The organism is Rhodonellum sp., assembly GCF_030656585.1.
Lineage (GTDB): Bacteria > Bacteroidota > Bacteroidia > Cytophagales > Cyclobacteriaceae > Rhodonellum > Rhodonellum psychrophilum.
On record NZ_JAUSPP010000074.1, the window covers coordinates 22,611 to 43,505 of the forward strand.

The window sequence follows — 20,895 nt, forward strand, 5'->3', positions numbered from 1 at the left end:
TTCAAAGTTCAATGATTTTTGCTGCTGCTTGGCTTAGGGTGTTTTCTAAAATCATAGGGCGATTTTCCAATGGATACCAAACCATCCCAGGTCTGGCAATAAAACAGCCCTGCAATCCGGCCCTTTGTGCTCCTGTGATATCCCATGCATGGCAGGCTACCATCATGGCTTCCGTGGCTGATACATTCATCTGACCTAGGACTTTCTGATAATTCATGCCATGTGGCTTATAGTTTTTGACGCTTTCCACACTGAAGATGTCTTCAAAATACGCATCCAATCCTGAATATTTTAATTGTTCTTTGGCTACTTCCAAAGTGCCGTTGGTCAGAACAACCATCCTGAACCCTTCCTTTTTGAGCATTTCCAGTCCTTCTACAACATCCGGGTGTGGAGGCAATTTCCTGATCCAACCCAGAATATTCTCGATTTCGCCTGCCGAAAACTTTTTGTTTTGCTTTTCAGCCAGCATTTCCAACACTGCTTTTCCGATTTCACCAAAACCTCTGAATTCTTCCGTGATTGTTTCCACCCATGAATATTGAAGCAACAATGAGAACCATTGGTCAAAGGCTGTATCATTTTGAAATCCACGGTTGATTGCTGTTTTCAAAGGCCTAAGATCAAGCAGTGTCTCGTTGACATCGAAAATCAGGAGATTGATTTTTTTATTCATGAAGTATTGTTTGGTCTATTGATATTCATCGAAATTGTTGTGCCCAAAATTTGAAGCCATAAAATCAATAAGGTTTCACACAGATTTATGGATCACATTTTTGAACCCTTATTATGCATTGCCATTTCTATTCCAACCTGATATTACTTAATAATCAGTTTGTTATATGAAATTTTTGACCTCTGCATATCGCCAAGATGAACTCTTCTCCCAATGGTCTGATTTTCTTCCAGTTTCAACCCCATTAAGAAACGGAATGCATTTTTCGGGTTGCATCACTAATGACGGATCTGCAAAATTAGATTTAAAGTTGAAGTATTGCGAAACTTCAAAAATTACTTGGGTGTATACATTGAATCATTGGGAATAAAATATTCTTACCAACCAACATAGGGAGGGGCATTTACTTCTACCATTCTCATGTAAACCAAGCACTGCCCCCGATGATGTACCTGATGGTCACGAAGCAGGTAAAAAAGGTTTTCATGAGTCATTTCAACGTCTTTGAATGTGGTAGATGTATGAAGTTCATCACTTGAAATCCCGGAAATCAGCTCTGCTACATGCTGGTTAGCGGTTTCAAGGATGTCGATGATTTGGGCTTTGCTGAGATTTTCTCTGTCAGCTTTGTTGTAAAAAAGTCTGGTTTCCCCGGAAATTCTTCCTGCCAAAAAGCTGATGTTGTCCACAATGTGCAAAAGCTGTTCTCCGAAACTCATGGCCCCTGCTGCAGACCTGAAACCATATTGATCTTCCGGCATCTGTTCGGCTACGGCATGGGTGTAGGCAGCGGCTCTTTCCCACACTTTTGGGTATTGCGCTTCGAAATATTGCTGAGCCTGAAGATGGGGGATTGTGCATAGGAAAAAAAAGGCAATGACTAATGATTTCATCGAAATTGTATTTAAGGGGAAATGATTACAGGAAAACTTTCTGGAATATAGGGAGGCTTTCCTCTCTGTCTGAGCATCCATCCATGGCTGCTATGGCAGAAATATTGTTGTCAAATATGACCTAATTTTCTGACAGTTATATTCCATGAGGTCTGAAAAGGCCAGAAATGCCAATTATCCGACAGTACATGTTGGCTTTGCTTGATAGATTTAAGCCCATTCAGGAATTCGAAGTGGGAATAACAAAATGAGAATTGGGTTTTTTGGGCTTTAAGCATGAAGGTTTAAACTTCGATACTCCTTACCCAGAAGAATAAAATATCTTCATCTAAAACCTTTCGATTTTTGAACATAAATGATGAATATGGAATATGACGCAACTGCGATCGGTTCAGGACATACAGGCATGCCCCTGGTCTTTAAGCTGGCCGAATTTGGGGAAAAAGTAGCTTTTATTGAAAGAGTCCACCTCACGAAATCTAATGCATAATCCGGCTTTATGTGGACCATTGTGGACGCAGATTCCAACAAAATACGGGTCTAGTTGTTTTGTGAGTGGGAGGTGATCGAATCATCAGTGTTGTCCTGAATGTCAGGTATGCAGATGTTCCTTATGCCGGCATTATGGATTCTGTACAAATTCACCTGGCCGTCCCGGAACTGATCCCGACTTGGTTGGAAGGTTTGGTGATGGCAAGGTAATTGAATCTCTTCCGTTCAGACCAAAGAGAAGAAATCCTTCTCCTTCAACAAATGAAAAAATAAATAAAAAATAAACAAGCAAACCAGCAAAAAATGAAAGCTATCTGGAACAATACCGTAATTGCCGAAAGTGATATCACCGTACAAGTGGAAGGAAATCATTATTTCCCCGCAGACACGATCCACATGGAATACTTTAAATCCTCCAACACCAATACCGTATGTCCTTGGAAAGGGGTCGCCTCCTATTATTCCCTTGAGGTAAATGGAGAAATCAACAAAGATGCTGCTTGGTTTTATCCCGACACAAAACCTGCGGCTAGAGAGATAAAAGGTCATGTTGCATTTTGGAAAGGGGTTAAAGTTGAGCGGTAATCTTGGGTGTGATTTATCCAAAAACTGCTAACTTACCTTTTCATTGATGTTTTTATCCAAAAAAATAGACACACAGAAAAGCACCCTTTATACATCGGGTGCTTTCTGTGTTTTGTTTTTGTGCATTGCTTTTCTGTTTCCCGGTTTTTTCAAAACCAAACTGGGTGAGTGGACCCATGAAATCTTGGAGGTTTTTGGCGGGTTTTATTTGTTTCTGGGATTGGCTTCGGTTTTATTGCTCTTCATCATTGCATTTTCTTCTGTGGGCAAAAAAAGGCTGGGTAAAGAGAAACCCGAATACCGATGGTTTTCATGGATTGCAATGTTGTACAGTACAGGAATGGGGGCAGGATTGCTTTTGAGAGCAGTTCAGGAACCAGTCTATTATTACGAGAATCCTCCAAGGGAATCGTCCCTTTCTTCAGGTGAGTTCGCGCTGCAGTACACTTTTTTCCACTGGGGATTGACGCCTTGGGCTTTTTATGGATTGTTTGGTTTGGTGATCGCCTATAATCTTTATGAGAAAAATGGCACGATCCTGAGTTCATCAATTTTAAACGAAAATTACCGAAAAACCATCTCAGCAACTTTGATCGATGTGCTCACCATAATTTGCACTCTTCTGGGAGTGGTTGCTGCCGTGGGTTTGGGGAGCCGGCAGTTGCTGGGTTCTATTTCCTATTGGACCGGAGCAGAAAACCTGGCTTCCGGTCAAACGGTTTTTTTGGTGCTTTTGGTCTGTGTACTGGCTACGATTTCGGCCTTTATGGGTGTAAACAAAGGCATTCGGTTTATTTCCAACTTGAATATTGGGATGGCTTTATTGCTGCTGGTCTTTGTATGGATCGTAGGTTCTGAGTGGCTTGTGCTTGGTGTTTTGTTGAAATCAATGGGGGCTTATCTCCTTGAATTTATCCCTATGAGCATCAATGCGGGTAGTCAAAAAGTTTCCAATGCATTTCTTACCGATTGGACATTTTTTTACTGGGCATTTTGGCTTGCCTGGACGCCGTTTACGGGTGTTTTTATTGCCAGGATATCCAAAGGGAGAACCATCCGACAATTTATCTTGGGAACCCTGATCATTCCCGCTTTGGGGACTTTTCTTTGGTTTACGGTTTTTGGTGCAAATGCCTTTAGTTTGATCGAGGCAAGTGAAGTTCACTCCTCTAAATTTGATTCCATTTATAGCGCCATTTTCAATTTCTTTGACTTGTTTCCTCTTTCCACTTGGAGCAATGCCATCGCCACGGTATTGGTGTTTACCTTTTTGATTACCTCTGTGGATTCTGCGATTTTTGTCTTGAGTATGTTCAGTGATGAAGGTCGCACCGAACCAAAAAGGAGGTATCGGCTGTTTTGGGGATTGACAATAGCATTGTTTACCATTGCAGTGATCCTGATCGGAAAGGATCAATTGTTGGAAGCGGTAAGTCAATTGATGATTCTTTTTGCCTTACCCTTCACTTTTCTCTTTACAGGAATGGTGATTTATTTCGTTTATAAACTTTACACGACCACGAAGACAACATGAACAAGATAGAAGCTTTGAAAAATCTACTGCTGAAAACCAGAAAAGCCACAGAAGAAATCTGCGCCCCTTTGGAAGTGGAAGATTATGTCCCCCAGCCCATGGAAGACGTTTCGCCACCCAAATGGCATTTGGCACATTCAACATGGTTTTTCGAGCAATTTGTATTGGTTCCCAATGATCCGGATTACCGTATTTTCTCTCCCGATTTCGCCTATCTGTTCAATAGCTATTATAACAATGCAGGAGACAGGGTGCTTCGTCCCAATAGGGGCTTGATGAGCCGTCCCCCGGTAAGGGAGGTGATCGCTTATCGCCAATATGTCACCGAGGCACTCCTTAAATTCATGGACAAAAGTGATCTTTCCCCTGAAATTTTAGCAGTGATCACCCTTGGCGTCAACCATGAACAACAGCATCAGGAATTGCTCGTCTATGACATCAAATATATCTTGGGCAATCAACCCACCTTTCCCATTTATGGGGATTCATTTTCCCTACAAAAAGAAAAAACGGAACGCACCTTTATCCAATTCAAGGAAGGGATTTACGCGATCGGGGCTTCGGAAGATGATTTTTGTTTTGACAATGAATGTGGCCAACATAAGGTGTTTTTGCACGATTTTCAGATTGCGGACACTTTGGTGACCAATGGTGAATACATGGAATTCATGGCTGCGGGTGGTTATGGGGATTTTAACCTTTGGCTCGCAGAGGGTTGGGATTATATTCTGAAGGAAAAAATCCAAGCTCCATTTTACTGGCATCAGCAAGATGAGAAATGGTTTCAGTATACTTTTCAGGGGTTTCGGGAAGTTGAAAAGGAATTGCCCGTCGCGCATTTGAGTTTTTATGAAGCCTTGGCGTTTGCGACGTGGAAGGGGATGAGGTTGCCAACCGAATTTGAATGGGAGGTGGCAGCAGATCATCTCAATTGGGGGCAGCTCTGGGAATGGACTTACAGTGCTTATCATCCCTATCCGGGGTTCAAAAAAGCCCCCGGGGCATTGGGAGAATACAATGGTAAATTTATGATCAATCAGAATGTGCTGCGGGGGGCTTCGGTGGCGACTCCAAAGGGACACAGCAGAAAAACATACAGAAACTTCTTTCCAGCCTCTTCAAGATGGCTTTTTTCAGGAATTAGATTGGCAAAATAATACTTATGGATAACAATAGTTTCAAAAAAGATGTGTTCCAGGGTTTGAGCGCAGAACAAAAATATTTGTCTTCAAAATACTTTTATGATGACAAAGGGTCAAGGATTTTTCAAGAAATCATGCAATTGGAAGAATATTACCTCCCGGAATGCGAGACGGAGATCCTTGTCCAACAATCGGGGGAAATCCTCAGACAAATTCCTTTTGATGAACTTGATGTGATAGAATTGGGTGCCGGTGATGGAAGCAAAACCGTGGTTTTTTTGGAAAAAGCCATACAGATGGGAAAACGGCTTACCTATGTCCCTATGGATATTTCAGGGGATATTCTGGAGGCCAATCAGCAGCATGTTAAGGAAAGGCTTGGAGACTTGCCAGTGGTCCCAATGGCAGGAGATTATTTTGTCACGATCAAGGAGCTGAAAAATAGGGAGAAGCCGAGGTTGGTCCTGTTTATGGGAAGCAATATTGGGAATTTTCAAGGGGAAAAATCCATTGAATTCATTCGTTTTATCAATGAATTTCTAAAACCAGGAGATTTTTTTCTGATGGGAGTGGACCTTAAGAAAAACCCACATGTGATCAGGGCGGCATATAATGATGAAGGAGGAGTGACGAAGCGGTTCAATCTAAACTTACTGGAAAGGGTCAACCGGGTATTGGGTGGTGATTTTGAGTTGGAGGCATTTGAGCATTACGGAGTGTACAATCCCTTGGATGGAGCAGCCTTGAGTTTTTTGGTTAGTTTGGAGGATCAGGACGTCCACATCGACGGTCAACAGTTTCACTTTGAAAAATATGAAACCATTCACACAGAGATTTCCCAAAAATACAGCTTAAAGGAGCTTGATCAAATGGCTGTCAAAACCGGATTTTCCTGGGATAGGCATTTTACGGACAGCAAAGGGTATTATTCTTTGAGTCTGTTTCGGAAGTGATATGTGACAAAAGTCATACTGAAATAACCAAAAATTGGTTTAAATTTAATCCAATGAAAGCCTTCTTAAAATTGATAGCCGTTTGTGCGATTTGCCTTTCTGTGATTTTTGGGTTGGTTTTTTTATTTCATTCCTAAACACACACGCTTTTATACTCAAATCATGAAAAAGAACATGGGAACTGCGGATAGAACCATCCGTACCATTATTGCCCTGATTGCGGCATACTTATATTTTGCAGGCGTTGTGTCCGGGCCTTTGGGTATTGTGCTCCTGGTGGTTGCGGTTATTTTCCTTTTGACCAGCTTGGTCAGTTTTTGCCCACTTTACACGCTTGTAGGGATCAAAACTTGCCCAACAAAGAGATAATACTTTATTTATTTGCAGGTATTAAACCTTTTCATTTTATGCTTGAGGTTTAGGCGTTGATTAACCGCATGTATAATCGGCAAAACCAACCGTCCAGACATTCAAATCAAAATGTCCTCTGATATTTGTCAAAAGCAAATATAGTAAAAGGCTTTTAAATGCTGTTTAAGCCATAATTAAAAAGACCCGAAGGTTTACACCTTCGGGTCTTTCATTTAACTGTTACTGGCTCTTGAACCTACTTCAGCATATAATAAAACATAGCCTTAACGGGCTGTGACATTGATCGCTTACCTGATATCCATGCTGATAGGTTGGTTTTATCCAATCCAGTCGTTTCGAGGATATCCTTTTGTTCCATTCCTTTCCTTTGCATTTGGGTCTGGACCCAACCAGGTGTCACCGCATCAACCTTGGGCGGAACGTACGCAAGGGCCCTCGCATGAATGGTAAACCCTGGTAAAAACAACCCAAATAGCTCCTTTGTCCTATCTGAAAGATCTTTAGATGTCAAATAATTTTCCTTGGGGCTCTGCTCTTGGGATACTCGGATGGTGATGGCATTATCCTTCACCTCCAAAACCTTGAATTCAATACGGCTGTACTTCTGATGCTGCAAAGCACCATGTTCCAGTTTGATCAATTGATCAACTGTAAGTAGATCATTGATAAGTCTGAGGTTTTTGATTGTCATAACATATTTGGTTAAAGAAAGGGCCCGGAGGCCCTTTCTGTTAAAGGTAGATTAATTTACCACTTTCGAGATTGTAGATGCTTATTTGATCGTTTTCAATCCCGGCCTGTATGGCTTCGGCCTCTGTATTGAAGATCTGAACAGTGTCGAAATAGAAGAGCTTTTCTTCTTTCCATCCTCCGACCATGTAAGTGGTCTTTAATGATGTTTCGATTACTTTTCTTAAGCCTTTATCTCCGAAGCTGTTTTGAGTCTCTTTAAGAGCGACTATCCAACCTTTTTTGATGTGGCTTAGATCTTTGATTGAGATCGTGAACCCTTCTGGATTCTCCTTTGCGATTCTCTTAATTTTCAATATCAAGTCTTCCATAATCGGTTTGGCTTGTTTTTTAGCTCCCAGCCTTGGAGGTTTGATTTTCAAAGAACTGTCATCCCTTTGATGACATAACAAAGATACAAAAAAGTTTGTTTATTACAAACAAAACAGCCTAATACTTAAAAGATATTTAACCCAATTAAATGAATTTTAAAGCCCCTTTAATATACGAATCAATCCCCCCCAACTGCCACTATCGCATTATACAACCAATACGTACCATCCCAAATCAATTGGTGCATCCTGCCATACCTACTATAGTTCGTACCTCCTACAGCAATCGAAGCCACCGGACCTTTTACATAGATAACATTCCCATTCCCATTGATTTGAGTAGGCTGGTTCATGTTGGTGCGGGCGTAGATCACTTTTCCGGGCTTGGGTGATGCTGGAAGGCTGATGGTGATGGCTGTGGAGTTGTAGCAGCTGATCAGTGTATCGCCTAAGGTGGCGGTGTAGTTGGCTGTCACTTGCTTGACTCCGATATTGAGACCGCCTGCAAACAGGGTATTGAACCAACCTCCATAACTTGGATTTCCAACCGCTGGGTCTGTGGAGTCAAACCCGATCACCCCGGCACGGATACCGAAGGCGCTGGCAAACTTTTCTCTCAATATACCCAAGATTGAGCCTAAATGCTGGCTGGTAGGTAATGCCGAATCCGTCAAATAAGAACCACTCGACATGATCCCGTTTTGGGTGACAAGGGCCTGCCTGGAACTCCCATTTTTTTCGATCTTCAGACCTGCGGATGGGTTGGCTGCATTGGAGGAGTCGACTGCGGTGTCTAGCGTGACTGAAAGGTTTCCGTCCGCATCATAAAATTTCAGATTATGCAAAGGCGTGGCGGGATCGCCTCCGTCATCTGCCAGTATCTCTAGCCGCTTGCCTTCGTTTGCTGTCTTGAGGCTGGATACTCTTAAGTTCTGGATCACACCATCATTTGCAAAAATAGCATTGGTGATCACAGCTCCTCTGATGGTAAGCGCATTTTCGTTGCTGACGTTCCAATCAAGGCCCTGCTCTGGACTTCCGATGTTAAAGGTGCTCTGATTAAGGTTAAAGTAATTAAGGCCGTCAAGGCTCTTAATTGTGCCTGTGGTGATCGTATCTCCCACAATGAAGGTCATGCCCTTGGTAAACATAAAATATCTTCTCCCATTCTCGACAGGATACAATATTCCAACCCAAAAATTATAAAATCCCGGCTCCTCTTCACTGCGAATCGGCACTGTGCTGATCTTCCATGTGCCGGATAGCGCATTTCTGTTACATCTCGCATACAGGTAGTAAGAAGATGCTGGCACAAGGTCGTTAATGATAGATGGGTCCATTTCCCATACATATCCAAGCCCTGGTATCTCTATCTCAAAATGCACAAGCTGACCTCCCGATATCCTGATGCTATTCGGGTCTCCTTCATAGTTCGCCTCGATTTCCACACCATTCAACCCAAAATTCTGGCTATTTGCGCCAACTGTCAAGCTCAGCGTTTCTATACTGCCGGGACGTATGTTCTCAATGTTGAAATATCCGTCCGGATCATAAATCAATTCACTCAGCTTCCTAAGCCTTCTGACCGCATCCCGGTAGTTTTCCTCACGTGTCCTGTCTATCGTGATATATTCTCCCTTCAGCTTTCCGAGATCCCGTGTGATCCGCTCACGAACGGTGTAGGGAATATTATCCGCTATCTGGGCCACGATCGCTGAGGGCTTGACTATCGGGTAGGTGATCGAATAAATACGGATCATTTCATTCAGTCCGATAGCCGAATCATTCACGCTGACTTTCATCCCGCAGGCAATTTCTACCCCACCTGTCCGTATATATTTTTCATCTATGGTAAGGGTGTAGTTTACCCGGGGTGATTTTAGCGGGATATGGTGTTCTTGGGTAGCTTCGAGCAATTCCAACTCTGCGGCATCGATATAGGATTGGGGCATCTTGATGTCGACAAAGGTGTACTGATCGCCAGGCTCTGGAAAATTAAGATCGTTGGGCAACACATAATCATTCACCTCAGAGAAGTCATTGAATACAACAGTCTTGGTGGTATGATTATAGCTCCTGATATCGAACTGATATCCGTTCAGTGCTCCGCTCTTGAATACGACCTTGGCAACTGTACCTTCCAGTAGCTGTGCATTTAGATCGAAGTCAATAGAATCATCCGAAAAACTATTGATGGCCGTCGATGCCGTCACTGAGCCTGTCCGTCTTGGATAGATATCCTCAAAGGTCACCGTGCCTTCCTTGATTCCGTACAGCTCGGTATTCGCTTCGATATACCTAACCGCTGGATCTCCTGTTTGAAAAACAAGTCGTCTGGCTCCATCCCGATAATCGAACGCCAAGTTCTTTTGGGCCCCAAAACCATACAGCCTGGTCACTACCCCTTTTTCTTCTACGGAATCTCTTTGAAGGCTGTACAATCCCTTTCCCCTCCCATATTCGAAGGTATAAAGGCTCGTAAATCCCACATCGGGCCTCACGATGATTTCTCGCTGAACAAGGCGGTATTCAACACCGAATTCCTCGCAGATTTTATTAAGTGCCTGTCTGCAACTCTCCTCCGAAAAGTCAATATTCCTGCGCTCTCCGCCTTCAGGCACATCAATCGTCCAGCCTGCATCTATCGAATTGATATTAAGCTGGATCAATAGCATAAAATCATGCAGATCTCCGAAGTAACCAAACTCCGCAGCTCCCTCATCCATCATGATTTTATTGAAGAGCTTATAGGCTTCACCTTCGAAAGACACCTCATAGGCATAAGTGAAGTTGTTCTTTTTCTCGAAATTCGGCGCTTTGTTTAGATAGAACTTCTCTGCTCCTACTTCTATATAGTCTCCCAGAGTAAGGTCCAGATAGGTCGCACTCGCCCATCGGGCATCCACCTTGTGCTGCCCCATAAGTTGATTGGTCAGGACGGTGTCGATTCCGATCTTGACACTATGCAACACTACTCCATCACGCTTTATCTCTAGGATATCCATTTTACTTTTTTAAATCGGTAAGTTCTTCTTTTTCTGCTTCTACAGGTATCGTGATCATATACCTTTCCATCTGCTCGATCACGGGCATACAAAAAGTGGCTGGAAACTGCATCAGCCATGCCTTGTTTTTCTGCCAATCGGCCTCGGACATTATGATGGCTTTTTGGGTGTTTGGGGTTGGGGTTTTCATACTACACGATTTGAAAATTTATACTCTTAAAATTGCAATCCTTACCGCTTAGGTTTCTAAGCAGTTCATGTGCTTGATCCATAGATTGGGGCAAATATCCCAAAATGATTTCCTCCTCTTGGCCTTCGCTGTTGATATGCTTTTCCTTAATAGCAAGATCAAAGGTGTGACTTCCGTTTTCAACAATACCCTGCCAGACCCTTCTTGGGTTGTTTTCTCTCCAATTATCGTTGTGAAAAGTCAACCAATTGACTGTTAATGTTTTTTCGTCCATCCCTGTTGAAATAGCGAAACGGACGTATCCTGTACTTGTTTTTAGCGCCATATTTTAAAAGTTTTTTGATGCCAATTCCCATCTTGAGAAAGTGCAATATATGATTTCAATTTTTCCTTTTGGTGGGATACTTAATGCTGATCCAGAAATTTGAAGCACTCTGTTTGCAGCTATTGACCCCGTGTCTTGATGTGTAATATCTAATGGGAGAGTGTTGTCGTTTTGGATTGTGATTTTTCGGCCTATTTCCCCGTTTGCGAAGCCTGAAATTGAGGTTGCGGATGTGAATCGGTAATTAAATATTCCGTCTGTTAAGGATTGATCGTTAATTGATCCCACCGTTGTTACAACAGTTAAATAATATAGTCTTTGCTCGTCTCTTCGAATAGATTGCGTAGATGCCCCAGACCTTGCATGAAAAACAGTGCCGTTGGTTGATGCTCTAAATTGCAAGGTTAAACCTGAAGCTCCCGAAGATCCTAGATTTCCCCCAGAAAACACCTCGTAATTTCTTGTTGAATAAATACCATTAGTAACAGCTTGAAAATATTCGGCCCCATTAAACGCTAACCTGAAAGAAATTCCTAAGGCAGAATTCCATAGAAATTGATTAAATCCTGGTGCCGAACCAGTAGGCCAAAACAAACTTCCCGCTAATGTTAAAGGCCCGATTTTGGTTGCTGCCCCGACCCGAGGAATGGATATATCAAGGACCCATCGACTAATTGCTCCATCGTAAACAAACCTAAAAATCCCCCCTGGCGTCAATATTTGAGGACCCCCGATTGAAAATCTAAATGAAAATGGAGTCCCATTTTCATTTAGAACCTGACAATTGTAAATAGTCCTATTTACTATTAACAGAACCTCCATATCAGACCCTCCTTCAACGTTACCAAGATTGAAATTCCCAACTCCATCCGTAAACACAATCAAGTTTGATGTTCGTATTGGAACTGCTGTGTTTGTGGTACTTAAGGATATGATTTGAGGCGCCCCCGTTTCCAAAAAAAGATTAGATCGTGCCTGCTGTCTTTCGATTGCATTTTTCCCGTCCGCCCCATTATAATGCACCGCATTCACATCCGCTCCGCCACCAGCACCAGCAGCAACATCCCCAACCTTCACATAATCACCTATCACACCCGTAGAGCCTGCCAACTTCGCCCAAGTGGAGACTCCATCATTGTACAAAAAACCAGCAACCTGACTCGCTTGATCCGCAAGCATGGTCGCCTGATCTGCGTAAGGAGGCTTATTTAGAGGTTTTGAATCTACCCAAGCAGCGTTTTTCCGCCCGTGGATAATGTCGTTTGATGGAGCGTCTGGGATTCCACCGCCAACCCCCAACTGCCCCTTCACCACATAATCATCATCCTCAACGCCTTCAACCCCCTTCAATCTCGCATTGATCGAAAAATAATCCACCACTGGCACAAAGTCCGGGGCTCCTTCCGGGTCGGGATCTTCTGTGTAGGTCGCAGTAATACCGCTCGGAACCACTGCCCCATCTTTCACCAGGGGAAGTGAGCCACTTGGAAAGTCCGCATATTCCGTGACCTTCGCATTCCACGAACCGATTTCTCCGATCGTGATTAGTCTTAGGAAATCCGGGATACTCGCATCCACCGGAGGCGGATTGAATGGACTGTAATAGTCCGCTGTGAAAGCCTCAAAGCCCACAGCACCCCTTCTCACCAGCTGGCCATTCGTAGCGGCCGCAAGAGCAGACGCATCGCTATGTGATCCCAGTGTATGTCCAGCTGGCGCAAATGTCGCTGGCTTGCCAGTCACCTGAGCCCAAGTAGGCACCCAAGCCACTGGCCTATACTGCCCGGCATGATTGCCCCAGCCGAATGCCTGATCCCAACTCGCTATCTTACCTTCAGTAATCAGTCTTAGCGCATCAGGCACAGTCGCATCGGGAGGTGGCGGATTGCTCACTCCATAGAAATCCACAGCCACAGCCGTCCACACTCCGCCGATTTTCTTTAGATATACACCGTCAGCCGCACTATCCACGCCAGCAGACACATTCGAATGTGACCCAAAGGAGTGCGGTGCTGAAGGGAAGGTGACGGGTTTACCTGAAATCTCCGACCACTGAACAGGATTAGAATCGATAAGATCCAAGATCGACTGAAGCGTAAAGCCCCTGCTCTTTCCATCCCCATTATCAAATCCAAACACACGATCCGATGCCGTTGGAATGGCCTTCAGTGGAAATAAATCATCAAAACTTACTATCCCGCTCATATCCTTATCAGTATTTTTTGACCTTCTGTAGTGCCTACATAATTACCAACCGTATCTCCCAAAAACTGCCAGTTTTCAGAACTCACATATTCGGTTGCTTCTGTGAAATTTATAGTGATTCTTGCTGTTGCCTTATAATCCAATACCACCTGATCGATTTCAAACCCTTCTTCACAATACACAATCCTGATCAAATCACCCGATAGGTACAATACCCGGGTTCCTGCGGATCCAAACAGTGCATACAAACCGCTGATGATTGTCTTCAATGTCTCATAATCGACTGCCTCGATTCCACCTATCAATTTGTATTTTCTTGCTCCTGTCTTGGTGATCTGAAATCCTTCTGTCGCATAACTGTTAAATTCTCCCGATTTTGGCTTTGGCCTGTTCAGCATACCTTCGATAGAAGAAGAAGAAATTCCAAGCTGTCTAAAATCCACAAGGGCAAATCCCAAACTACTCCAACTCACACCGTCTATTCCTTCTATCAAATCCGGATTGGGCTCTGTGGGAACCAATCCACTCAAATCACAAACTGGCTCCTTAAACGGAATAACACCCGAAAGCGCCCCTCTCCCAAGATCCGTAATCTGGATTTCATCCCTTACAAAAACACTCCAAGACCCAAAATCACAACTCAGCGTAGCCAGTCCCGTCAATCCTTCTATAAGTGAATAGAGGCCAAATATCTTAGCATGAGCCGAAGTCACACTATCAGCCTCCAGCAGGAAATGAAAGTCGATATCCCTTCCTGCAAATTGCATTTCTTCTGTACTCACATAAGGCTCTATACCATCCCGATCACCCCAGGAATGGGATGTTTTATTGATCCTTTTTGGAAAATCCAAATGACCGGAAAGCGCCAAATTGCTCCCTTTTGTTTTTGCCTGACCTGGTATAATCCCAAATGTTGACAATGCGATATCGTTGATATAGTATTCCATTATCCGTCAAGTCCTAAATCTCTTCCCGATTGCCCCGGCTTCGTATTTTTTACAATTGATTTCAATTCAGTCACAGCCTCGTCGAGTTTTTCAACTGTATTTTGGGTATTCCGATCGATCGATGCCCAATAATTCAACCCCTCAAGCGTCGCCTCATAATGTTGCTTTTCAACAGACAACATCGACTCGCTCACCTGAAAACTTCTCTTGCTCACATCGAAAAAACCCCGAAACAAGCCTGCCAACTCTGATCCTGTCGCCTCGGTCAGCTCCCGCCTGATCGCTCCGGTAAGTCCCTTTTGCTTTTCTGTGTCTCCCTCTGGCTTAAAAATATTGAAACCTGCATTTCCTGCCGCAGCCATCGCTTCCTCCATTGCCTTATTGAAGTCATCACTCAAGCCTGATGCGGTCTTGAAGAATCGCTCAAAATCATCTATCCAGTTATTGTCTCCTCCCGCATCGAGACTAGAGGCCATTTCTTCTTCTAGCTTTGCAAATGCATCTGAAAATATCCTGTTGAAAATCAATTGGGAAAGGATGTTTTCCAATACCTTATCAACTGTCTCTCCCATTTTAATAGCGGCATTCTCTCCATTTTTAAAGGCATCCACTAGCGCATTCCTAAGATCATTGCTCAATCCACCCGCAAGCTCCGATATCACTTCCTTGATCTGTGCCCTAGCTGCTTCAAGGGCATCCTCCCATTCAATGATATTGTTCAGAATTTGCTTTGTCTCCTCGCTGACAAGATTATTGGCAATAAGCGATTGTGCCAAGGCTTTATTAAATTTCACAATGCCGCTTTCTGTCTGCGAAATCAATTCCGGATACTCATCAAGGATCGGTAGGAAATTATCCACTTTCTTCTTGCCTCCAAATATCCCGGCAATCGCTCCCACAATACCGCCTACCACTGCGCCCACGGCATTGCCGATGACTGGAACCACAGAGCCGATCGCTGCACCTACTGCCGCTCCGGATCCCGCTGCCTGACCGACATTCTTCCAGTCGATTGCATTCCGCTGACCTGATTTGGCCATGCCGCTTGAAAGTGAATCTATCGCTTTCTGGTATTCGTCATTCGCAACGGTGATCGATTTTAAACCGTCTTTAATTCGCCCTTCAAAGTCTTTTAAAAAGACCGATTCTCCCAAAATGCTCTGAAGCCTGATCTGCTCATTCAGGCTAAGATTATACTGATTTTGCAAGCCTATCATCGAAAGGAAGTATTCCTGTTCTTTTTCCCTTCGCAGACTCGCAGCACTCCCAAGCATGTCAATGATTTTGATCAGACCGCTCACACCTGCTATTACTTTGTCGATATCCTTTGCGTCCTTATCGAAGGAGACAAATACATCTTCCAAGCCATTGGCGATGCCTGCCAGCAATCCCCCGATTTCTTCAAGGCCGCTCTTTCCGCTCAGCTTCCCAAGATTCTGAAGAGATGCCCCCAGTACGCCTATGGCACCACTGATTTTGAAAATGTTTTCCAGCTTGATCTGATTGATATCGGATTCAAATTCGCTGATCAGCCTTTCGATTTCGGCTCTAAGCTCCTCTGACATCACTTCAGTTGTCAGCATATTTTTTACCCGCTGCACCAGGCTTTGTGCCGCTTTCACGCTGAGGGCTTCTATTCCCTTTTGTAGCTCCTTATAGCTTTCCAGTTTCTCGACGTTCTTGTCATCCAGATCGTCCATTTCTATCTTGTGCAATCTGTCCAGCTCTGCCGCTGCACCATCATCACCTTTTGCAATCAGCTGACGCCGCTTTTCCTCATACTGCTCGATCGTAAGCAATCGCTCTTCATTGTATGTTTTCAATCCCTTCAACAGCGCATCATACTGCTTCAGCTGCTGTCCTTCTTCTTTTGCCAATTCATCCTGTAGGAATTTCAACCGCTCTCCCTGCCCGCCTGTCAGCTGGGAAGGTTCTATGCTGCTCAGTTTGCTGTACTCTTCCTGGATCCGCTGTAGATAGGTTTTCGAAATGTCCAGCTCTCCCTTATACCTCCGCTCTGCTTCTTCTATCCCAAAATCTGCCTTTACCCTCGCAAATTCTTTGTAGATTTCCTTCTCCTCATTCAGTCTTGATTTCAATGCTCCCGTTTCCTGCCTGTATGCAAGATCCCGGATGGCTCCTGCCTCTGCCCCGTCAAGCCCCGCCAAATCAATTCGGTTGGCTCGGTTTTTTGGGTCTGCATTCCAGGCATCTACCAGGCTCCGGACTTTAGAGAATTTGTCTCGCAATGCCTGTAACTCCTCCTCGTCTTTTGAGAATGATTTCCGGCTATATTCTGCATCCAGTGCGGCTATTTTTTTAAGCAGATCGCCGCGGGTATCCAATATGTTTTTCTTTCCTTTGGCATCAAATAGATTAAGACCAGTTGCCAGGCTTTGTTCTTTGAGCTTCTGCACGAGCTCGGATCCCTTTTTGATTTTCTCATCCTGGAGCTTCAGGTTTTCCTTTTGCTCTTTCTGCAAGTCCTTTTCTTCTGCTATCGCTATTTGACGATCAGAGAAAATTGGAGCGCCCATCCCGCCTCCTGCATAAGAAGAGGATCTTGATATTTTTTCAGGTTGTTTTGTAAGATCATCCTCAATGCGTTGCTGCTCCTTAGCGAGTTCGAGCATCTCCTTGACGATTTCTTCCTGTGCGGCCAATGCCGCTGCTTTGAAGAGCGTGGCCTTTACATATTTATCCGCATTGTCTATCATTCCCTGCTCTACATCAGCAAGTGTTTTGGCTTCCTTACCTGCCGATCCGATAGATTCATTGTACTGATCGATGACCGTCTTCTGATCGATCATTCCCTTTTTCGCAAGGTCAAGACTGGATTTCAAATCAATGATTTCCTTTATCGCACCTTTTACCTCAGACCCTTTGAAGGCCTCATTGATTGCATTCTGGGATTTTACGAAATCTTCGATTGGCTTCTTTGCAGAAAACAAACCCTTCACCCATTCTGCTATTTCTTTCCTATAGGAGATAATGATGCCGATGCCTACCACCAGAGCGGTCTGCCAGTTCAGCACGCCCGAAACTATCTGCTTGAATACACTCGGTGTTTTTTGCCCCTGAGCATTCAGCTGCTTTGTGGCTGCATCCATGCGGATGACTTCTTCCACCAGATTTGGTAGATTATTTGCCAATCCCGAAAGTCCCTGCTGTGCGCTATAGGTGAAACTTGAAAAATTACGGTTGACCTTCTGAAGACCTTTGTCCATCTTGTCAAAGTTTGCACTTTGATCCTTCAGGCCTTGTGTCGCTTCTTTGATATTCCCTTTCAGCTCTGCTTCTCTTAGATTCAGTGCGGCCATTGCATTGCCATAGGCGATTGCATCGACTGTCCCTTCTTCAAATCGCTTATTCAGATCGGCCTGTGCTTGTCCCACGACTCTGATCTCCTGATCCATATCCGTAAGCTGAAGGACTAGCCTTTTAGAAGCTGGACCCAATTTTTCATAAGCCATCATTCCCGATTCCAACACACCACGATATTCATCGGATACAGCCATCAGCTTTTTGACTTTCTCATCCAGCACGACGGTCTCCTGGCTGGCGCCCTGACTTACGGGTGTCTCATCGTTCATCGCTTTGCGAAGCTGCTCTTCAGATACCCGCACTTTTTGCAAAGCCTCTTCGTATTGCTCAGCGCTGATTCTACCACTCGCAAAAAAATCTTCCACCTGTGCTTTCGCTGACACAAGGGCTTCAAGCTGTCTTCTTACTTCCTCTATTCCCTTTGATTCTACAAGGGGACCTGTGCGGTTGGATGCATCATTGATCTGATTCTGATAATCTGCAATCTCCTTTGCGCTGTCCGAAAAAATGATTTTCATCCTCGCCGCTGCTTTGCTGCTCATCGCTTCAGCGGTGTCACCGATGCCGTTGATTTCATCCTGCACCTTTTTGGAGTCGGACTTAAACTCAGCTGAGTTTAAAAGGAATTCAACGTTTATGGGTCCTAGAGTTTCCATTTTATCTTTTGCGATTTTGAATTGATTTTCTGCCCTCTTCTGCTTTGCCCATTACTGGCGCTGCATCCTTTTCATTCACGAAGCCTGGTGAATCCGAAAGCCCCCACATGAGAACTCCCCACGGCACTCCCCACAACACATATTTCCAGCTCCAACCTGTTTTTTCGCACAGGTGCATGATGATACCGGCAGGGCTATGTAAGCCTTTCGGCTTTAACTCCCCTTCTTTGCCTTTTGACCCAGTCCGGTCGGATCCGTTATCTTTAGCATCCGAACGTATCTGGTAATAGTCATAAAATCCGATGTGCCGTTGTGAAGGAGACAGATTTCATACAGCATCAATATCTTAGAATTGGGCATATTCTCCCGGATATACCAAGCCAATAGCCTGGTAAACATCCATCCACGAAACTGACTGTTGATGATCCCACAGGCAACCGCCTTGCTGATCGTCACACCGTGAGTTGCCATCAGCAATATTGCTTCATGTGCCGTCACTTCCTTTAGCTGCTCTTCAGTAATTCCAGTCTGGACATAGTAGGCAGATATCCTGAACAATGTCCCGGCATACAGCTTTTTGAGAGTCAGGTTGATATTCTTAATGCCAATCCAGCGACAAAAAAAAGGGGCTCGAACTTTTGCCCTGACCCCTCTTTCTAAAATCGCATTGGCTGCGTGCAGCTCAGTGTTCATAGGCCTGATTAGACAGTGTCATATCCTGCCTCACCCCACGTGATGTCCGGCACCTCGACAAATCCTGTGTCATTCACGGATCCTGATATATCAATCAAGTTGATATTCGCATCCGTAATCGTCAGATTAGGTCGGGCATAAAAATTGAATTTTGGGATAACGATGATACTTCCATCATCGCAGGTGATCCGCAAAGCTTTTACCTGCTCTGACTTTGTCTTCGGTGATCTCCAAACCTTCTTGGTATTCACCGTTGCCACCGTGCCGCCAAGAAACTGGAGCAATACGTCTGGATCTGTGTCCATGATCTGGAATGCAATGTCCAAAGGATTGGCATTGAATCTTTCCAATCTCGGATTGGATCTTCCTTGCTGATAGTGCTGAGTCTTGTTAGGCTCTGCTTCAGTCATCGTGAAGGTGTCTTTGTACACAGGGATTTCGACAAATCCCGAAGCACTGCCATCTACAGCTGAGAATACGCCCAACTCTATTTTTGATGCACCATAGGTTACTGCTGCCATAATTTATTTAGATTTTTGGTTTTCGATTTCTTTTTCAGCTGCTTCTTTGGCCTTCGCCTCCTCAGCTGCTTTTGCTTCCATTGCCGCATTCGCCTCATGAGTCGAATCGTCAGCTCCTAATCCAGTTTCAGATTTTGAACCTTTCGCCTGGAATTCATTTTGAGCACCGCCCAAAATTGTTTTTGAGATTTTAGCCGCTTTTGGCGCTTTGATATCGCCAGAGGCTGCCTGCTCTCTTGTCACCAACACCACACTCTTGTCTTCAAGCGTTTTGGCATGATTCCTAGCATCGCTTACTAGCGTAAAGGCCTGACCATCCGAGGTGAAGTGAAAACTCTTTTCTTTAGGACGTATCCCGAATACTTGTCTTGCTTTTATTGCTAAATTCATAGAAATGGAATTTTAAGTTTTGTTGTCTTCAGCAGTATCCATCCTGCCAATATCAAGGCAATAAGGATCCAGAACCACCAGGGAATTAAAGCCCTCTTTTTGATCACTTCAGAAGTGGTTTCTTCAGTCACACGCTCCTTGTGTGTCTCCGTTTCCTTCACATCCTCCCGGTATGAGAGCGTAGATCTCGCCACGGGTTTTGCCACTGCCGTGTAGCTGATCGTACTGTCTGTGAGGGTAAGTTCGAGTTTGATCCCCGCACTCTCCACAGGGATGACAAAGGGCCTGTTCAGCTTGAAAGGTAGTGGGACCATCCCCGCCAGCGTGTCTCCGAAAGTGAAGCTTTTCAGCTCACTGATCGTCTTCCTTTCCGATGACTTTGCTGTTTCCTTCTGATGATCTGATTTCGAAGCTTTCAACCTCCGAACTGATCCGCATGAGGACGCAAGGACAATCACCACTATTCCCAACCCAGTGACCCAATCCCTTCTGATATTCATCTAATTATAGCGGAGGAAATCTTTTACCAATACCGTGTATGTCTTTTCTTCCCCTTCCTTATCGGGATCATCATCCGAATTTGGCTTAAGGGAAAATGACTTTTCTGTGTAGAACAATGGCAACAATTCCCAGTAATCCCCTTTATCTGACGGCTTCACCATGATGTATTCCATGCCGTGCCTTTTCGCACTGATGATAAAATTTTTGGGATCCTTCACCAGGATAATCCGGTTCTCAATCGGGATGGAGTAAATAGCCACTTTAAGCGCTGCCAATTCCATGATGCCCATGTGATCGGAGTTGTCCAGATAAGTGGATACGGGTTCAATCTTCTCCACTGCCTGTGCAGTAAAACCGATTGTCAGAAACAAGCCCATCAAGAGGGCAAAAACATAATTTTTCATTTGAGTAGGGGTTTTGGTTATGAAAA

Annotated in this window: 22 protein-coding genes; 7 read left to right on the forward strand and 15 right to left on the reverse strand. The window is 44.3% G+C overall.

Annotation, left to right across the window (positions count from 1 at the left end):
• Window position 1 precedes the first annotated feature (1 nt).
• Window positions 2–676: a haloacid dehalogenase type II gene (locus Q7J63_RS18595; protein ID WP_304888355.1), complete on the reverse strand. Its 675-nt coding sequence runs from the start codon at window positions 674–676 to the stop codon at window positions 2–4.
• Between the two features lie 377 nt (window positions 677–1,053).
• Window positions 1,054–1,569: a DinB family protein gene (locus Q7J63_RS18600; RefSeq protein ID WP_304888357.1), complete on the reverse strand. Its 516-nt coding sequence runs from the start codon at window positions 1,567–1,569 to the stop codon at window positions 1,054–1,056.
• A 364-nt stretch (window positions 1,570–1,933) separates the two neighbouring features.
• Between Q7J63_RS18600 and Q7J63_RS18605 the strand changes: the two genes are divergently transcribed.
• The 7 genes from Q7J63_RS18605 (at window position 1,934) to Q7J63_RS18635 (ending at window position 6,644) form a co-directional block, all read left to right on the forward strand.
• Window positions 1,934–2,059 (forward strand): hypothetical protein, encoded by a 126-nt coding sequence (locus tag Q7J63_RS18605; protein WP_304888359.1) that lies wholly within the window; start codon window positions 1,934–1,936, stop codon window positions 2,057–2,059.
• A gap of 65 nt (window positions 2,060–2,124) precedes the next feature.
• Complete coding sequence (locus tag Q7J63_RS18610; protein WP_304888361.1) at window positions 2,125–2,271, forward strand: hypothetical protein; 147 nt, start codon at window positions 2,125–2,127, stop codon at window positions 2,269–2,271.
• A 93-nt stretch (window positions 2,272–2,364) separates the two neighbouring features.
• Window positions 2,365–2,646: a DUF427 domain-containing protein gene (locus tag Q7J63_RS18615; RefSeq protein ID WP_019599257.1), complete on the forward strand. Its 282-nt coding sequence runs from the start codon at window positions 2,365–2,367 to the stop codon at window positions 2,644–2,646.
• A gap of 46 nt (window positions 2,647–2,692) precedes the next feature.
• On the forward strand, window positions 2,693–4,180 hold the full coding sequence (locus Q7J63_RS18620; RefSeq protein WP_304888363.1) for a BCCT family transporter: 1,488 nt from the start codon (window positions 2,693–2,695) through the stop codon (window positions 4,178–4,180).
• Window positions 4,177–5,337 (forward strand): ergothioneine biosynthesis protein EgtB, encoded by a 1,161-nt coding sequence (gene egtB / locus Q7J63_RS18625; RefSeq protein ID WP_304888365.1) that lies wholly within the window; start codon window positions 4,177–4,179, stop codon window positions 5,335–5,337. The genes Q7J63_RS18620 and egtB overlap by 4 nt, the downstream gene beginning before the upstream one ends.
• A gap of 5 nt (window positions 5,338–5,342) precedes the next feature.
• Window positions 5,343–6,275 carry an L-histidine N(alpha)-methyltransferase gene (egtD, locus tag Q7J63_RS18630; RefSeq protein WP_304888367.1) on the forward strand — a complete coding sequence of 311 codons (933 nt, stop codon included), beginning with the start codon at window positions 5,343–5,345 and terminating at the stop codon, window positions 6,273–6,275.
• Window positions 6,276–6,437: 162 nt separating this feature from the next.
• Window positions 6,438–6,644 (forward strand): DUF2892 domain-containing protein, encoded by a 207-nt coding sequence (locus Q7J63_RS18635; RefSeq protein ID WP_019599261.1) that lies wholly within the window; start codon window positions 6,438–6,440, stop codon window positions 6,642–6,644.
• Between the two features lie 238 nt (window positions 6,645–6,882).
• On the opposite strand, the gene Q7J63_RS18640 is transcribed toward Q7J63_RS18635, so the two are convergent.
• From Q7J63_RS18640 to Q7J63_RS18700, 13 genes are all read right to left on the reverse strand, one after another.
• A complete protein-coding gene (locus tag Q7J63_RS18640) occupies window positions 6,883–7,338 on the reverse strand; it encodes a hypothetical protein (protein WP_304888370.1) in 456 nt (151 codons plus the stop codon).
• A gap of 40 nt (window positions 7,339–7,378) precedes the next feature.
• On the reverse strand, window positions 7,379–7,708 hold the full coding sequence (locus Q7J63_RS18645; RefSeq protein ID WP_304888372.1) for a hypothetical protein: 330 nt from the start codon (window positions 7,706–7,708) through the stop codon (window positions 7,379–7,381).
• Between the two features lie 179 nt (window positions 7,709–7,887).
• A complete protein-coding gene (locus Q7J63_RS18650; RefSeq protein WP_304888374.1) occupies window positions 7,888–10,713 on the reverse strand; it encodes a hypothetical protein in 2,826 nt (941 codons plus the stop codon).
• A gap of 1 nt (window position 10,714) precedes the next feature.
• Window positions 10,715–10,903, reverse strand: a complete 189-nt coding sequence (locus Q7J63_RS18655; RefSeq protein WP_304888376.1) for a hypothetical protein — start codon at window positions 10,901–10,903, stop codon at window positions 10,715–10,717.
• A 1-nt stretch (window position 10,904) separates the two neighbouring features.
• The gene (locus Q7J63_RS18660; protein ID WP_304888378.1) at window positions 10,905–11,228 is read right to left on the reverse strand and encodes a hypothetical protein; all 324 of its coding nucleotides are present in this window, start codon (window positions 11,226–11,228) and stop codon (window positions 10,905–10,907) included.
• Window positions 11,229–11,231: 3 nt separating this feature from the next.
• Complete coding sequence (locus Q7J63_RS18665; protein WP_304888380.1) at window positions 11,232–13,433, reverse strand: hypothetical protein; 2,202 nt, start codon at window positions 13,431–13,433, stop codon at window positions 11,232–11,234.
• Entirely contained in the window at window positions 13,430–14,380 is a 951-nt protein-coding gene (locus tag Q7J63_RS18670) for a hypothetical protein (protein ID WP_304888382.1), read from the reverse strand. The genes Q7J63_RS18665 and Q7J63_RS18670 overlap by 4 nt, the downstream gene beginning before the upstream one ends.
• Window positions 14,380–18,360 carry a hypothetical protein gene (locus Q7J63_RS18675; RefSeq protein ID WP_304888384.1) on the reverse strand — a complete coding sequence of 1,327 codons (3,981 nt, stop codon included), beginning with the start codon at window positions 18,358–18,360 and terminating at the stop codon, window positions 14,380–14,382. The genes Q7J63_RS18670 and Q7J63_RS18675 overlap by 1 nt, the downstream gene beginning before the upstream one ends.
• A gap of 213 nt (window positions 18,361–18,573) precedes the next feature.
• The gene (locus Q7J63_RS18680; protein ID WP_304888385.1) at window positions 18,574–19,053 is read right to left on the reverse strand and encodes a hypothetical protein; all 480 of its coding nucleotides are present in this window, start codon (window positions 19,051–19,053) and stop codon (window positions 18,574–18,576) included.
• Between the two features lie 8 nt (window positions 19,054–19,061).
• Window positions 19,062–19,574, reverse strand: coding sequence for a hypothetical protein (locus tag Q7J63_RS18685; RefSeq protein ID WP_304888387.1), 513 nt, complete (start codon window positions 19,572–19,574; stop codon window positions 19,062–19,064).
• A 3-nt stretch (window positions 19,575–19,577) separates the two neighbouring features.
• The gene (locus tag Q7J63_RS18690; RefSeq protein ID WP_304888389.1) at window positions 19,578–19,964 is read right to left on the reverse strand and encodes a hypothetical protein; all 387 of its coding nucleotides are present in this window, start codon (window positions 19,962–19,964) and stop codon (window positions 19,578–19,580) included.
• Window positions 19,961–20,464 carry a hypothetical protein gene (locus Q7J63_RS18695; RefSeq protein ID WP_304888390.1) on the reverse strand — a complete coding sequence of 168 codons (504 nt, stop codon included), beginning with the start codon at window positions 20,462–20,464 and terminating at the stop codon, window positions 19,961–19,963. The genes Q7J63_RS18690 and Q7J63_RS18695 overlap by 4 nt, the downstream gene beginning before the upstream one ends.
• Window positions 20,465–20,869 carry a hypothetical protein gene (locus Q7J63_RS18700; RefSeq protein WP_304888391.1) on the reverse strand — a complete coding sequence of 135 codons (405 nt, stop codon included), beginning with the start codon at window positions 20,867–20,869 and terminating at the stop codon, window positions 20,465–20,467.
• Between the last annotated feature and the right edge of the window lie 26 nt (window positions 20,870–20,895).